The sequence below is a fragment of the Helicobacter sp. 23-1046 genome, assembly GCF_053654635.1.
Window position 1 is genome coordinate 439718 of the sequence record NZ_JBSIUS010000001.1, and the last position, 15276, is coordinate 454993.

The 15276-nt window shown below is 37.5% G+C and carries 16 protein-coding genes and 1 tRNA gene; 11 read left to right on the top strand and 6 right to left on the bottom strand.

The window, feature by feature from the left end; translation table 11 throughout:
- Positions 1-38 precede the first annotated feature (38 nt).
- Genes ACWIUJ_RS02110 through ACWIUJ_RS02120 form a run of 3 tightly spaced genes read right to left on the bottom strand, consistent with a single transcriptional unit; the run spans position 39 to position 4393 of the window.
- A complete protein-coding gene (locus ACWIUJ_RS02110) occupies positions 39-1586 on the bottom strand; it encodes a nickel/cobalt transporter (protein WP_454168661.1) in 1548 nt (515 codons plus the stop codon).
- Positions 1587-1618: 32 nt separating this feature from the next.
- Positions 1619-2587 (bottom strand): metal ABC transporter solute-binding protein, Zn/Mn family, encoded by a 969-nt coding sequence (locus ACWIUJ_RS02115; protein WP_454168663.1) that lies wholly within the window; start codon positions 2585-2587, stop codon positions 1619-1621.
- A 45-nt stretch (positions 2588-2632) separates the two neighbouring features.
- Positions 2633-4393: a hypothetical protein gene (locus tag ACWIUJ_RS02120; protein ID WP_454168664.1), complete on the bottom strand. Its 1761-nt coding sequence runs from the start codon at positions 4391-4393 to the stop codon at positions 2633-2635.
- A gap of 212 nt (positions 4394-4605) precedes the next feature.
- On the opposite strand from ACWIUJ_RS02120, the gene ACWIUJ_RS02125 reads away from it, so the two are divergent.
- The 8 genes from ACWIUJ_RS02125 (at position 4606) to ACWIUJ_RS02160 (ending at position 11441) form a co-directional block, all read left to right on the top strand.
- A complete protein-coding gene (locus ACWIUJ_RS02125) occupies positions 4606-6990 on the top strand; it encodes a DNA methyltransferase (RefSeq protein WP_454168666.1) in 2385 nt (794 codons plus the stop codon).
- Entirely contained in the window at positions 6987-7862 is an 876-nt protein-coding gene (locus tag ACWIUJ_RS02130) for a DNA methyltransferase (RefSeq protein WP_454168668.1), read from the top strand. Before ACWIUJ_RS02125 ends, ACWIUJ_RS02130 begins: the two co-directional genes overlap by 4 nt.
- 338 nt (positions 7863-8200) lie before the next feature.
- Positions 8201-8323 (top strand): hypothetical protein, encoded by a 123-nt coding sequence (locus tag ACWIUJ_RS02135; protein WP_454168670.1) that lies wholly within the window; start codon positions 8201-8203, stop codon positions 8321-8323.
- Between the two features lie 157 nt (positions 8324-8480).
- Positions 8481-8606 (top strand): hypothetical protein, encoded by a 126-nt coding sequence (locus tag ACWIUJ_RS02140; RefSeq protein ID WP_454168672.1) that lies wholly within the window; start codon positions 8481-8483, stop codon positions 8604-8606.
- Positions 8606-9265, top strand: coding sequence for a hypothetical protein (locus ACWIUJ_RS02145; protein WP_454168674.1), 660 nt, complete (start codon positions 8606-8608; stop codon positions 9263-9265). Before ACWIUJ_RS02140 ends, ACWIUJ_RS02145 begins: the two co-directional genes overlap by 1 nt.
- A 15-nt stretch (positions 9266-9280) precedes the next feature.
- Entirely contained in the window at positions 9281-9970 is a 690-nt protein-coding gene (locus ACWIUJ_RS02150) for a hypothetical protein (RefSeq protein WP_454168676.1), read from the top strand.
- The gene (locus ACWIUJ_RS02155) at positions 9970-10839 is read left to right on the top strand and encodes a hypothetical protein (protein WP_454168678.1); all 870 of its coding nucleotides are present in this window, start codon (positions 9970-9972) and stop codon (positions 10837-10839) included. The genes ACWIUJ_RS02150 and ACWIUJ_RS02155 overlap by 1 nt, the downstream gene beginning before the upstream one ends.
- Positions 10840-11090: 251 nt before the next feature.
- Positions 11091-11441, top strand: a complete 351-nt coding sequence (locus ACWIUJ_RS02160; protein ID WP_454152201.1) for a Fur family transcriptional regulator — start codon at positions 11091-11093, stop codon at positions 11439-11441.
- Positions 11442-11497: 56 nt separating this feature from the next.
- Here the strand turns inward: ACWIUJ_RS02160 and ACWIUJ_RS02165 are convergent, their stop codons facing one another.
- The 3 genes from ACWIUJ_RS02165 to ACWIUJ_RS02175 form a co-directional block, all read right to left on the bottom strand.
- Positions 11498-11872, bottom strand: coding sequence for a hypothetical protein (locus ACWIUJ_RS02165; protein WP_454168680.1), 375 nt, complete (start codon positions 11870-11872; stop codon positions 11498-11500).
- A 31-nt stretch (positions 11873-11903) separates the two neighbouring features.
- Positions 11904-12647, bottom strand: coding sequence for an AAA family ATPase (locus ACWIUJ_RS02170; protein WP_454152203.1), 744 nt, complete (start codon positions 12645-12647; stop codon positions 11904-11906).
- A gap of 198 nt (positions 12648-12845) precedes the next feature.
- Positions 12846-12930, bottom strand: a tRNA-Leu gene (locus tag ACWIUJ_RS02175).
- Between the two features lie 151 nt (positions 12931-13081).
- Between ACWIUJ_RS02175 and pgsA the strand changes: the two genes are divergently transcribed.
- The 3 genes from pgsA (at position 13082) to ACWIUJ_RS02190 (ending at position 15275) form a co-directional block, all read left to right on the top strand.
- Positions 13082-13627 (top strand): CDP-diacylglycerol--glycerol-3-phosphate 3-phosphatidyltransferase, encoded by a 546-nt coding sequence (gene pgsA, locus ACWIUJ_RS02180; RefSeq protein WP_454168682.1) that lies wholly within the window; start codon positions 13082-13084, stop codon positions 13625-13627.
- 1 nt (position 13628) lies between these two features.
- On the top strand, positions 13629-14717 hold the full coding sequence (rseP, locus tag ACWIUJ_RS02185) for an RIP metalloprotease RseP (protein WP_454168684.1): 1089 nt from the start codon (positions 13629-13631) through the stop codon (positions 14715-14717).
- A 69-nt stretch (positions 14718-14786) separates the two neighbouring features.
- Complete coding sequence (locus ACWIUJ_RS02190; RefSeq protein ID WP_454152206.1) at positions 14787-15275, top strand: acyl-CoA thioesterase; 489 nt, start codon at positions 14787-14789, stop codon at positions 15273-15275.
- Position 15276: the final 1 nt, after the last annotated feature.

The window sequence follows — 15276 nt, forward strand, 5'->3', positions numbered from 1 at the left end:
TCTCATACCCAAAATCGCGCCATTTTAAAATTTAAATTTTAAAACACGCCAGATTGTATCGCTAATGAATTGACAAACATAAAAATCCCCACACAAAGCATTCCACAAAGCGCGAGGTATTCTAAAAAGCGCGAGATTTTCGCGCTAGCACTTAACCGCACCTTATGCGCAAAAATCGCAGATACAAACACCACCGCACTCATTCCAATCGCAATGCAAAGCGCACTTAAAAGCGCACTAAAAAAGCTCACTTCAAAGCATAGCAACAGCACGAGAATCATACTAGGGCAAGGCACAATCCCCGCTGCGATTATCACACCCCATTTGGCAAAATCAATCTTTGGAAAACGCCTTTGCATAGCATTCAGCGCGTTTGCAAGCGTAGAGCGTGGATTTTGCGCGTTGTTCTTATAAAGCGCGTTTGAATCTAGCGCGTGATTTTGGCAGGACGCACACCCGCAAGTGTGCGCGTGTTTGCCACGCATTTTTCGCACGAGTAAAATTAACGCCACCGCGATGATTATCACACTAGAAATCTGCGTAATAATCGCATTTGCCTCATTTGCGAGGCTTTGCACCACGATTTTTAAGACAAAAAGCCCAAGCCCCACAAGCACAAACGCGCTTACAATATGCACTATCCCTACGCGCAGGGCAAACCCAAACGCCTTTGTATAAGAGCCTTTGTGCGCTAAAAAATACGAGCTAGTCAGCAACTTTGCGTGTCCGGGCGCAGCGGCGTGCAAAATGCCATAAAGCAAACTTAACGCCATTAAACCCAAAATCCCAAATACGCTTTTTTCGCCCGCATTTTCGCCCACTATGTGAGACTTTATGGCGGATAGCATTTTGGCATTGAGCGCGACTATGCCCTGCCACAAAGCACTTAAAAACGCCTTGCTAGAATCTGTAATATTTTGCAGACTAGAATTTGTGGGGAGATTTTGCATAGTTTCAGAATTTAAATCGCTAGATTTTGCTTTTTGAAAATCCTCTAAATCCTCGCTTAAATTCTCATTCAAATCCTCCTCATTTTTTGCCTCAAAAATGATAAGGTTTGCATTTGCATTGCCCACCAAAATCCGCTCCCCTAGCGCAATGTCGCGTGGCAAAAGTTTAAACGCAAAAAAATCCCCATCATCTTGGACTTGCACGGCAAGTCGCTTAGATATGTCAAAATCTAGTGCGACTTCATAGCGATAGATAAGCCTCTCATTGCGCATAAAGATTTCGTAGCGTTGCACGCGAAATTTGACACGCTCTAGATTCTCATTGTTTGGATTTTCTAGCAGGATTTGGGTTAGGTTATTTTTTGGCAGGGCATAGCTTGTAAGCGCGTCTTGTATGAATTTTAGCTCGCTTTTTTCAAGCACATTATTTGCGTTTGTATCATAAGTGTGCAGTAGCGTTTGGGTGAAATCCTCCTCAAATTCCCACTCAAGCGCGATAGAGCTTTGCGCGTTATGCTTGCTAATATTAAGCACGGTTACAAGCACATTTGGGATATAGGCTTGGCACAGCGCACAGGCATAGATTTGCGCTATGCTAAGCGCGACAAAAAGGCAAAATCCAAACAAAACTCGCATTTGCTAAAACCTTGCTAGCCTTACTCTACGCCTTATTTTTGCTCTGCGATTTTTTGTGCTATGTGGAGCATTTGCTTGTCCCACTCATCGCTTAGATGATTGATTTGTGCGACATTTGCGCCTAACTCTTTGGCAAGAGTTTTAGCGGATTTTTGGGCAAATCCAGATTGCACAAAAATCGTGCGGATTTGCTCTTTTTTAGCTAGATGTATTATGGCTTGCAAATCCTTTGCTTTAGGTTCTTTGCCGAGAATCTCCACAGGGATTTGAGTGAGATTATATCGCTTGGCAAAGTAGCTCAAACTTGGGTGATAAATGATAAATTTTTTGTGCTTGCTTTGGGAGAGAATGTTTGAAATTTGGGCGTGTAGCGTGTTTAGTTCTTTTTCAAAATCCGCTAGATTTGTGGCATAAAACTTCGCGTTTTGCGGGTAGAGTTTGCTTAAAGTTTTGGCGATATTTTGGGCGATTGTTTTTACCAAAATCGGGTCAAGCCAAATATGCGGGTCTTTGCGCAAATGCGTGTGCGAATCGTGAGAATGCGTATTAGATTTGTGCGCGTGAGAATCCCCGTGTGAATGCGCGTGCGCTTTGTCGCTAGATTTGTGCGAATCGTGCGCGTGATTATGCTCGTGCGTATCGCTCATCTTTGCTATGCCCTCGCTTATATCCACGATTTTTATGTCTTTAAATTTATCCGCTAAAATCGCTTCGATTTCTAGCCCAATAGTGAAATACACCGCGCTTTTTTGCAGGTTTGCCACCACACTAGGCTTAAAATCTAGCGTGTGCTCATCGCTATTTGGCGGGATTATGAGGTTTATATCCACGCTATTTTTAGCGATTTTTTGGACGAAATAGCCCACAGGCGCGATACTCACCGAGATTATGGGCTTTTGTGCGTTGAAGTCTTTTGCGCTTGCTACATTGAAGCACAATGCTAGCGTGCAAAACGCCACTATGCCTCCACGCAAGATTTTGCTAAATCTATATTTTTTCATCGTTGTTCCTTATGTTGATTTTGCGTTGAAATTTGCGTTTAAATTTTAAAATCTCCACTGCATATACGCTTTGCCAAAAGAGCGATTGAGCGTATGAGGGACTCCATCGTGTGCGTGTTTATCGAGCATATACACAGCCAAGCCACCGATTTCAAAGCCATAAGGAAATTCATATCGCAATCCTAGCGAAAACGCGCTCTGCGTCTTAGCACTGCTTGTGCTATCTCGCCCCATAATTTCTAAGCCAAATCGCCTCTTTGCGCCAAATCGCGCCCCCACAAAGCCATAGTAAGTGTTTGTATGCGCGTCATAAGCGTTTGTCGTGTGGCTACCGCTATGCAATGCACCCGGGCGTATCACGCCAAATCCCTGCCCCTCGTGCGCTTCAAAGCGCGAAGTGGTTTCGATATTTGCTAGCTCAAACACTTTGCTACCAATATGCTGAAATCCTAGCCCAAAGTAGAGCAAATCTTTGTAGAGAAACTCTTGCTCTAAGAGCGCGAAATAAGTATCGCCTCGATTATCCGTATCTAAGTGTCCGTGTCCGTCCTCGTGGTTGTGGTTATGCTCGCCACCTGCTTCGTTATGATTATGTCCTGCGTGGATTCGCGCATAATTTGAATACAAAAACGCTCCGTGTGCGATAGTCTTGCTCCGCCATTTTGTGCCACTTACATTGCCATTAAAATCCCCGCCAAAGCCAATATCTAGCACAAATTTGCTCCCATACACGCTAAAAAAATGCGTCAAATAATACGCGTAAGGCTCGATATGAAAGCGCGTATTTTGGCTTAAGGCGAGGGAGAGATTTACCCCGCCAGCGAAAAGATTTTCTTTTGGGTAGAGGTGTTTATAAAAGTCAAAATCCGAGCTAAATTCGCGTGTAATGTCTGCGTGCTCATTTACCCAGATTCCATAGATTTGGGCAGAATGTGGGGATTTGCCAAATGGGAGCGTTACGCGTCCAAACACGCCCTGCAATGAATGCCCCACCCACTCTAATTCCTGCTCAAATCGCCCCGCTAGCACTTCGACACTTGCGCGGTTAAAATCTTTGATATAGCCCAAATACGCGTTGTTTGCGACAAAATTTGAATTGATATAAGTGTAGGCGTTTGCCCTGTCGTTATAAAAAGGCGAATACGCCACCGCGCCTACGCCCACTTGCAAGCCACTTAAGCCATTATGTGCGTTTGCAAAGGGGGTTGCGCGAAGCAAAATGCGTGAGTAAAGCATTGCGTAGTTGTCTTTGTTTGCGTTGTCGCTTTTGCTCGCAAGGGCAGAGGATTTGCCAAAGATTCCCACTTTTGCGCTTAGATTTGCAAAATCGCTTTGCTTTGAATGCTCGTGCTCGTGGAGTTCGTAAGTATGCAAATAATCACGCTTGGTGGCGTGAGAATCCCCGTGATTTTCGTGCGTGGCGTGCGAATTTGTGTGGGAATTATGCGCGTGCGAATGGCTAGAATCTGCATTAAAATCGTGGGAGTGAGAATGTCCATCTTGCAAGTTATGTGCGTGCGAATACTCGCGTGAGTCGCTGTGAGAATGCGATTTGTGTTGATTATCGCGGATTTTGTCTGCGTTTTGTGCGTTGTTTTGCGTGGTTGGTGTATGTTGATTTTGCGCTGTTTTGTTTGCATTGTCTGCATACAGGGCATTTGCGCTAGTGAGAAACGCGCAAAGACAAAGTGCCTTTAGCGTCAGATTTTGTGTGCGTTGCATTTTGCTTTGTGATATGGTGTGTGTTTGTAAGTCATTAAATGGCGTATCATTACGCGTCTTTGTTTGTGGTTTGAAATCCTGCATTGTAAGTCCTTTTTCACCTTTTTGGTGGTTTTTTAAAATTTAAACGGCGGATTATAACACTTTTTTGCTTAAATGCAACTTAGTTGCTTTATAAAAATAAAGTTGCTTAAGAAATGATAAAATCACAATAGATACAAACAACAATTCTATATAATTGAAGTTTAAGAGAATATCTTGTATGATACGACAAATTTTTTTTAAGGCGGAATGGTATGCAGGAAATAAATTATGCACTTGTAGAAGATAAAAGACCACCTATTTATACTGCTATGAAATATTGGGGCAAAAAGCCTCATAACATTTGGAGAGAATATATTGATATTTACACGCCAAAAAATGGTGTATTTTTGGACGCATTTTGTGGTAGCGCAATGAGCGCGATTGAAAGCCTAAAAGTCAAGCGAAAAACCATAGCATTTGACATAAATCCTTTAAGTTCTTTTTTGCTTGAAATTTATACAAGTCCTTTTGATTTTAAGGCATTTAGAAAAGAAGCAACAACAATTATTGAGCGTGTAAAGAAAAATGAAATTTATCAAAAATTGTGGTGTTATGATGGTGAGTTGCATAATTTTAAATATGAAAATAACACCATTTATGAAATCTGCAAAAGTAATAAATCTATCCTTAAAAAAGTTAGAGATATAGATATTGAAGCCCTAGATTTTGCCAATAGCGTTGATTTAGAGAAATTGGGGATAAATTTTATTGATGAACCATTTTTAGATAGCCATTCTTTTAGTGCAAATTTTATAAAAAATATAGGTGGTGATAATTTTAGATTCATTTGGACAAAGCGTAATTTGATTGTGTTATCCTTAATTTTCAAGGAGATTTTAAAGGTTAGTGATGAAATTATCAAAAAGCAATTATTGTTTGGTTTTATTATGATTACGCATTTGTGTTGCAAGATGAATATTCCAAGACGAGATAGCGCAAATCGAAATTTTAGCACGAGTTGGGGGCGAAGTGCGTATGTATGTTCTAGTAGGCAAATGGAGCAAAATCCACTTTTGCTTTTTGAGAGAAATTGCTTTAATAAACAAAGCGTAAAAAGTGCCTTAAATGCTTCAAATGACTATATTGACAAAAATATCAAAATCAAAAAAGTTAGCAATGCAAGCAAACTAAAAGATAGCACAGCGTTTGACTTAAAATATGGCGTGGTAAATATCTTAAAACTAGATGATTATATCAATGAAAAAAGTATAGATTTTATCATTACAGACCCGCCTTATGGTGGGCTAGTGCAATATTTGGATTTAAGTTATTTGTGGCTTTTATGGCTTAAAAAATTTGACACGAGCTATGCAAGCGTAGATTTTGCTAGTGAAATTACCATAAACAAAAAATGCGATATTAAAGCGTATGAGAGCAGATTTACACAGGCATTAAAACAACTGCATAGAGTGCTAAAAGATAATGGCAAAATGGTGATTACTTTTCATAATAAAGACATAGCCATTTGGAATAGTTTTATGCGCTCATTGCGAAATGCAAATTTTATCATCGAAAAAGTCATACACCAAAAAAATCGTAGAAGCGGAGAGAGTGTAGTAGCAAATCCTTATGGCACTTCTGGGACAGATTTTTATTTGCGATGCGCAAAAAATACTCACACATATAGCAACGATAATTTAATAAATGGAAATTTGGAGCAAAGAATCGTAGATATTGCGATTAAAGCTATTGCTGAGCGAAGTGAGCCTACACCTTATGAGATTTTGTTTGATGCAATTTTAGCTGAAATCACTTCGCAAGGGCTTATATTTAGTGATGATTGCGATGGCGATATAAAAAATGCGCTAAATTCTCAAATCAATAAAATCTTTACCATAACCAAAGATAATGGCTCAAAAGCGGGGAATTTATGGTGGCTAAAAGAACCTAGAAAATATATAAATTACATAGAAATACCATTAAGTCAAAGAGTTGATAAACTTGTGCTATTTATGCTTAGAAACAATGCCTTGATTGCTCTAGATGATATTTTGGCAAGTGTTTATAGGCATTTTCCAAATGGTTTGACGCCCGATGAAAGTAGCATTTTAAAATCACTAAATAAATACGCCACAAAATCTAGCAACGCTTGGATTTATAATCCAAATAGTGATTTTTCCAAAGAAGCTACTACACATACGCTATATATAAGCTATCTGGCAACGATTGGTAAAAAACTAGGCTTTGATATTTTTATAGGCAAGCGCGAGCAACAAGAAACCATAGAAAATAAAAAGCTTATTGATTTTGCCACTTTAAAAACGCTAGATTTTATACACGATGAGTTTGAAAGAAAGCGAGTGTCTATGATAGATATTTTGTTTATAAAAAATAAGCAAATACACTATATTTTTGAAATTGAAAATTCTACAAGTATTATTTCTGCGTTGCATAGGGCAAGTGTTTTAGACAAAAATATTGCAAAATTTATCGTAATTCCAGATTCTAGGATAAACGAACTTTTAGCCAAACAAGAACCTTTAAGCAAGGAGGCATTTATCCAAAATAATTGGAAATATCTTTTGTATAGCGATATAGATAAGCTTACAAAAACTACTAACCCACAAATACAAACTTTTGCTAAAGATATAATATGAAAGATTTATTTACAGATTTAGAGGTAAAAACGCAAAAAGAGGGTAAATACGATAAAAGAAATACCCTTAATGACTTAACAGGCAAAGAGTGGCTAAAACTCACTTCTAGCTTTTGGATAAGTGAAAAATGCAAGCTAGACAAAGAGGCATTAAAACACCCCGCCCCATTTTTAGTAAAAGATATTGAAAAACTCATTAGGCTTTTTACTAAAAAAGATATGGTTGTGTTAGACCCATTTTGTGGTAGCGGAACAACTCTTATCGCAAGTTTTTTGCAAAATCGTTTTGGTATTGGATATGATTTAAGCAAAGAATATTACGAACTTGCGTTGTCGCGTCTAAAAAACCTCAATGCCAAAGAAAAGCAAGATTTTTGTTATGAAATTGGAAATAACATTGCCTTAATACAAAATTTACAAGAATCTAGTGTGGATTATATTGTAACTTCTCCGCCATATTTTAATATTCTTAAAAATAAATCACAAGGTTTAAGGGCGGATAAATCTTATAAAGGTTTTAGAAACGGTGCAAGAAGTGGTGTTGTAGCTTATGACACGGACACAAAAGAGAATTTAGAAAATTGTAAAAATTATGGGGATTTTTTGCTATCTTTGGAGCAAGTATTTATAGAATGCAAAAGAGTGCTAAAAGATAAAAAATATCTATCAATTATAATTAGTGATTTCACGGTTAATAAAATCGAAACAAATGTAACGGGTAATATTATTGATTTAATGATAAAAATAGGTTATGAGTTTGTGGGAAATATTGCGCTTTTGCAACCAAATAAACCACTTTATCCCTTTGGTTACCCTTATGCTTACAAAATAAACCACCATAATCAAAACATTTTAAATTTTAAAATAAATTAGTTTTAAATTCTGCGCCAAAGAGTTTGAGAGCAAACTCGCACCCATAACATTAAAGAATTTTATCGAGCTAGTAGAATCTAGCGCGACTTTTAGCGAGTTTAAGTGCAATTTTGATAGGCTTTTTGTAGATAGATTGCTATGCGAAAAAACGGATAGTTACATTGATAGCGTGAATGCTAGGGTGTAGATGATTTTAACGCAAAATTTATGCGAAATTCAATGTTAAAACAAAATGCGATAAATACAAAGTATATGAATCAAACACACTACAATATGCCATTAAGCGAGTTTTTTGTATAATTTTGCCATTTTATTTTACTTCAAAGAATGCGATAGTTATGTCAAATTTGGCGTATAGTTTTTCTAATCAACCCACGCTTTTTGAGGTGGATTCTAACGCGGATTTAAGCGAAAATATAGCGGAGCGAAAAGCGCGATTTTTTAGATTCACTCAAAGGTAAAATCTCGCGTATCAACGCTACACCAAATCCCGCTTTACGCTTTACCTTTTGTTTCATTGCCTTTTTGTTTGCGCGGTTTTTGCAGAAAATAAATGCGATTTTTTCGCGCTTAATTATTGTCCGCAAAAATTAGAAGTCAAAATCATAGAGATGAAAAATGTCAAAAATAAAGAGTGGTGTGATTTTGCGTGAGAGAAGTGCGGAGGCATTAGAATCGCAAGGCAAAGCAGGGAAATATGATTTAAAAGATAAAATCAAACATTTACACAGAAAGGATTTGTGATGGATAATTACGAAAAATCGCCTTATGGAGAAGTGATTTATGAATTTCAATACAAATTTCCAAAGAAGTTTGGGAATCGCATAGAAAGGATTTTAGATAGAGCCTTATTGGTTATAGTTGCGTTGGTGTTGCCATTCTTTATTGGTGTAATAAATGAATTGTGCCTCCATATATTGCAAACTCTGCAATATAAAGCTATGCACAATCCTCTTTTGTTGTTAAAATTTGATAACTTAATAAGAGTGTTTGTTTTGATTTTGGCGTATGGATTTATGTTGGTTTTAGTGTGTGCTATGTATAATACCATTATTATAATGCCACGAAGTAAAATTGTATTGTATGATAAGGGTATGTTTATAATGGCTACTCATCTGCTTGGATTATGGCACAAGAAAAGATTTTATCCCTATGGAAGTTTTGGGTTTTATTTTACAACGACTGGATATGTCTTTATAATATCTAGGGTGAAAATTTTTGACATTGATAAAAAATATAGTTTTTTTCACAAAAATTCTAGTGTATATGATTTTACAAAAAATGATGAAATCCAAGATATGGATAAAGTGCTAAAGATTTTACGAGAAAAAAGTGCGGAGGCATTAGAATCGCAAGGCAAAGCAGGAAAATATGATTTGTGTGATAAAATTCGATATTTGTAGATTTAAGGATTTGTGATGGATAATTACGACAAATCGCCTTATGGAGAAGTGATTTATGAGTTTAAATACGAGTTTCCAAAAAAGTTTGGGAATCGATTATTTGAATTTTGGGATATAACCATATTTACTATAATTGCGCTATGTTTGCCGTTATTTTTCAATATAATAAACGATGATTTTTGTATTCCCATATTACAAACTTTTCAATATAAAGCCATATATAATCCTCTTTTGTTATTAAAACTTGATAACTTAATAAGAGTGTTTGTTTTGATTTTGGCGTATGGATTTATGATTTTGTATGCTTTTGTCGCTGTTAATGCGCTATTTATGTGGCGGAATAATCGCATTATTCTCACAGATAAAGGCATTTTTATCAAAGCAAACGGACTTTTGCCACATAAAACAAATCGATTTTATCCCTATGGGACATTTTCATTTTTTGTGCATTCTTTTTCTAGTATAGTAACGCTTTGTGGTTTTTGGCAATTTCGCGTATGCGATGATATAGACAAAAAATTTAGTTTTTTTGATTTTAGACATTCGCGTTTTTATTGTATTGCCCAAAACAATGAAATCCAAGATATAAAAAAACTTTTATCAATTTTGCGTGAGAGAAGCGCGGAGGCGTTGGAATCGCAAGGCAAAGCAGGGCAATATGATTTAAAAGATAAAATCAAACATTTACACAGAAAGGATTTGTGATGGATAGAAATTGGGATAATTTACCTTATGCAAACGATGGAGCATATTTTACACAAGAAAAAGCAAAGATTGAGGCAGAAGCACAAAAGAGAATCTTTTTGCATAAGAATAGATATGCGGAGTTTTATAAAGTTGAGAATACGCTTGAGATACAGCTCAAAAATATTACTTTAGCAGATATTGGTATAAGCACTATTGGAGCTATATTTGCCTCAATAGCACAAGGGATAGAATGGCTATATAAAAATGCAAAAATTAGTGAAGTAGCAGGCAAATTTGCTAAATGGACTTTTATTGTTGAAGGTTGGTCGATAATGTTTGTTTATAACAAGGGGACAGAAGAGTTTTATAGTGGATTATCTAGTATTGTGTATGATTTATTTGTTTTGGGAATAACTGCAATCGTAATAGAACTTTTTATAACAACTTGGTGGATAGCTATCCTAGTAGCCGCCTTTATTGCCCTTATCGCAAGTATTTTTGCAAATACGCAATGGGGAAAAGACAACTTAGATTTATTAGCGCAAACCATAGAATCAAATGTCAAAAAAGCAAAGAATTTTTTTGAAAAAAATAAGGAAAGATTTTTTGAGTATTTCAATGACGGCGGGAATCTATTGCAAAAACTTAGCGAGATTCTCACAAAACCAGACTTTAGCGAGGGTGATTTAGAAAATATCCTTACGAAATGTGGCTATTGTAGGGCAAATGGTAATGCGTGGCTAGATTTTATACATAACTATTCGCGTAATGAACCAATTGAAAATATATGCAATCCCGATGGCACGATAAAACAAAGCTACAAAGATGCGCAAGATAGAGCATTTTTGCAGTCAGTGGAGTTTCGTAAAAGTCAAAAAAATACATAAGCGCGATTTTGATGCACTAATGCACGATTTGTAGAGAGACTTTTGCGCGAAAAAACGGATAGTTACATTGATAGCGTGAATGCTAGGGCGTAGATAATTTTTGCGCAAAATTTATGCGAAATTGCACGCTAAAATCGCATAAGCAAAATCCAAATTTGCTATAATGCGCTTAAAAAATGCCAAACGCGTAACGCTTAAAGCGCGAGAAATGCGCGAACGCACGAAACTATAATAAGGCAAAAGAGGCAAAAATGGATTCTATCTCATTGCTAAAACAAAACCATATCGCTATCACGGATTTGCGATTAGAAATGCTAGAGATTTTGCGTAAATCGGCTAAGCCACTTAGCTTTGATGAGTTTGACTTAGACGCGAATAAAACGACTTTTTATCGCAATATGGAGCTTTTTGAGGAAAGGGGCGTGGTGGTAAAGACCAATTTAGAGCGCAAAAGCTACTATGAGCTAGCACAAGATGCTAAAGCGCACTTTGTGTGTGATGTTTGCCACAAAATCACGGATTTTGACTTGCCTAAGGGTGCAAAAGCACAAGGCAGGGTAAAATCCGTAGTCGCACACGGAATCTGCAATGAGTGTGAGTAGTTAGATAACTCTCCTACCTACTCACGCACTTCTATCAAGCAACTTTTGATTTTTGCTTACGCAAGTTTTGGCAATTTTTTAGAGATTTTTACTCCTGATTTCTTTTTATCTTTTTTACCTATTTTGCCAAGTTTTTTCTTATGTTTTTTAATATGGCGTGAAATTGCCTCTTCGATAAAGGCTACTTTGCTCTGCGCCTTTTTGCCTAAGTTTTGGAGCAGTGTATCAACCTTTTCAATAAGTGCCTTATCAACACTAATAGAAACACCCTGCAATTTAGGCGTAGAAACCTTTTTAACTACAATAGGCTTACTTCTTGGTGTCCTAGTTGTAGTCTTTTTTGTGTTGCCTGTGCGGTTGCTCGCTTTAGAAACAATGCTTTTAGCTTTTTTGCTCCCCTCAATTTTTTCGATTTTGCTGATTTTGTCCATTCTGTTCTCCTTTTGTTTAGATTGGGCTAGTCTATTTGCCCTTTTTACTTGTCTTCTTTTCTTTGCTAGAAATTGGTAGCTCAGCGACTTTGGCAAATTCTGCAAAGAATTTTTCAAATTCATCGCGAGCTTTTGTGTCGTTAAACTCGCTAATTCCTAACCCCTCGCTTACCGCGCGTTTATACGCGATGCGCTCTTTTAGCACATTTTCAAGTAAGTAGAAGTCGTCCTTTACGCCTATTTCCTTGCAAATTTCTTCTATGTTTTTTCGATATTGTTCTAATTCTTTGCCTAAAAATACATTTGTGCTGATTTTATTCATTAAAATTGCCGTTTTGACATCTTCATTCACATCTTTAATTTCCGTGAGAGTGGCAAGCATCGAAGCAAGCACATCGGAGTCAAAAAGTGATGGCGTGGTTGGCAAAACAATAGAATCTGCATAAAGCATTGCTTTGCGCGATTCTTGGCTGTCAATCCCGCCCGTATCAATGATAATGAACTCATAGAGTTTAAGAAATTGCTTGAGTGATTCTGTGATATTGCCCGTGCGATTGGATAATGTAAAGTGTTTAAGGTTTCTTTGCGCGCTCGCTTCATTTTCTCGGACATTGGTGAAGCTTTCGATGCTCTTTTGTGGGTCAGTATCCATTACCAAAACTTTATCGGAAAATTCTAGGAGTTTTACGGCTAGATTTATTGAGACGGTGCTTTTGCCAGAGCCACCTTTTTGATTTGCTATGGTGATGATATTTGCGTGTTTTTCTTTGCCCATTTACGCCTCCTAACCTTGATTTCATAATACTAGCAACCACAAATCAAGTATATGTCCCAAAGTGTAGTATATTTAATCTTAAAATACAACTTAAAAATATACGATTAAGGTAATATGGTAACAAAAGGTAACAAAGGCAAATTATTGTGAGGATTAAGTATTGAGGATTTTTGTATTGCTTGAATGTATTAAAATCAATGGTGCGGAAGAGAGGACTTGAACCTCCACACCTTGCGGCGCCAGATCCTAAGTCTGGTGCGTCTGCCAATTCCGCCACTTCCGCATTTAAAATAATAAAGTGGCAATTATACAATGATTTTTTAGATTTTTGCAAGATTCTTTAATTTTTTATGGTGTATTTGGGCTACAATCCCCCAAGCATTTGGGTAAAATGTCGATTTATGAAGTAGATTCCATATTGTTAAAGGATTTTTTTGCGCCACATTCCTAATATTTTAAGTATCTCTCGCATATTTTTAAGTTTTATGCTCCTTTTTGTCGTGCTTCATCACACGCTTATTTTCCCAGAGTATGTAGATTTTTCGTGGGTGAATTACTTTGCCTGTCTTATTTTTTGTATTGCAAGTCTTACAGATTTTTTTGATGGATATATTGCGCGTGAATATCGTGTGAAATCCCTTTTTGGCGAGGTTTTTGACCCATTGGCAGATAAAATGCTTATTTTGTCTGGGTTTATCGCGCTTTTGGTGTTGGGGCGCGCGTCAGAGTGGGCGGTATTTTTGATTTTAAGCAGGGAATTTTTTATCACGGGATTGCGTGTGGTAGCTGCTGGGAGTGGGAAAAGTGTTGCTGCTTCTAGCATTGGCAAATACAAAACGGGCGCACAAATCGCTGCCATTGCTTTTTTGCTTGCAGATTTTTTCCCCGGTGGTGAAGTGTTATTGTGGATTGCGACATTTTTAACTTTGCATTCCGGGCTTACCTACACACTCGCATACTACAAGAGTCTAAAGGGCTAAAATGGGACTTTTAAGTGCATTTGCTATCCTTTGTTTTTTAATATTTTTCCACGAGCTTGGACATTTTATCGTTGCTCGAGCGTGTGGGGTAAAGGTAGAAGCCTTTAGTATTGGCTTTTGGAAAGAAATTATTGCTTTTGAATTTAGAGGCACGCGCTATAAATTCTGCATTATCCCGCTTGGTGGCTATGTGAAAATGAAAGGAGAAAATGCTGCAAGAACAGGCGAATATGAGCAATCTAGCGGGACCACGCAACGCACGGAAGAGAATCTCGATTCTGATAGCTTTGTGGCGAAGTCGCCTACACAAAAAATCGCTATTTTGCTCGGTGGTGTTGGATTTAATTTTTTGCTTGGATTTTTGTTGTATGTGGTGGTTTGTGCGGTTGGATTTAATGCTCTTTCTCCTGTGGTTGGCGAGGTAGTAGATTCTATGCCTGCAAAAGAAGTGGGATTACAAAAAGGTGATAGAATCTTAAGTGTCAATGGAGAGAGTATTCGCTCTTTTGAGGAGATTGGAGAGATTTTATCTCGCACCAATGGCGAAATCTCTCTTGTTTTAGAGCGAGATTCTGTAATTTTGCAAAAAACGCTTGTGCCTAGCATTTCATCAGCAAAAAATATATTTGGCGAGGATATTAGGCGTGCTTTTATTGGTATTCGTGCAAGTGGAGAGGTGCAAACGCTTAGATTTGAGGGTTTTGAGATTCTAAGCAAGGCATTTGATAGGACACTTTTTGCCACGCAAATTATCTTTCAAAGCATACAAAAACTCATCACAGGCGTGATTTCACACGACCAAATAAGCAGTGTGATTGGTATTACCGATGGACTTTCAAAAGCGAGTGAGAGTGGCATAGTCTTGCTTTTGAGTTTCAGCGCACTTATTTCGATAAATTTAGCAATCCTCAATCTTTTGCCTATTCCTCCGCTTGATGGTGGTGGGATAGTTTTTACTCTTTATGAGGCGATTTTCAAATCTCCCCCGCCAGAAAAAGCGATGTTTTTAATTAGTGCGCTTGGCATTAGTGTGCTTATATGTGTGATGTTACTTGGTGTGTATAATGATATAAATCGCTTAATTGGATAAAGAAATTTTTACTTTTATTAACTTTATCAAGGGCATAATTATAACAATCTTACAAAAAAGGGGAATCGTATGGAAGATATTTTTGATACGCGCTCACTCACAATGAGCGTTTTGGCAAGTCCTAGTATGGCGAATTTTAGTGGTGTTGTTCACGGCGGTGAGCTTATGAAGCTATTAGACCAAGTGGCGTATGCGTGCGCTACACGATATTGTGGGCACGGAGTGGTAACGATGAGTGTGGATAACCTCGTTTTTAAGCACCCCATTCCCATTGGTTCGCTTATTATTTTTTTGGCAAGTGTGAATTATGTGGGGAGCACGAGTTGTGAAGTTGGGATTAAAGTCATTAGCGAGGATATTAAAAACCACTTTGTAACGCATTGCAATACTTGCTATTTCACAATGGTGGCGATTGACACAAAGACAGGGGAGAAAAAGAAAATCCCACCATTTGAGCCAAAGACACCAGAGGAAATCAAGCGTTATGAAGGGGCATTATCACGCAAAAAAGCTCGCGCACAAAATGTGAAAAACTTCCAAACAATTAAAAATTCTTAGT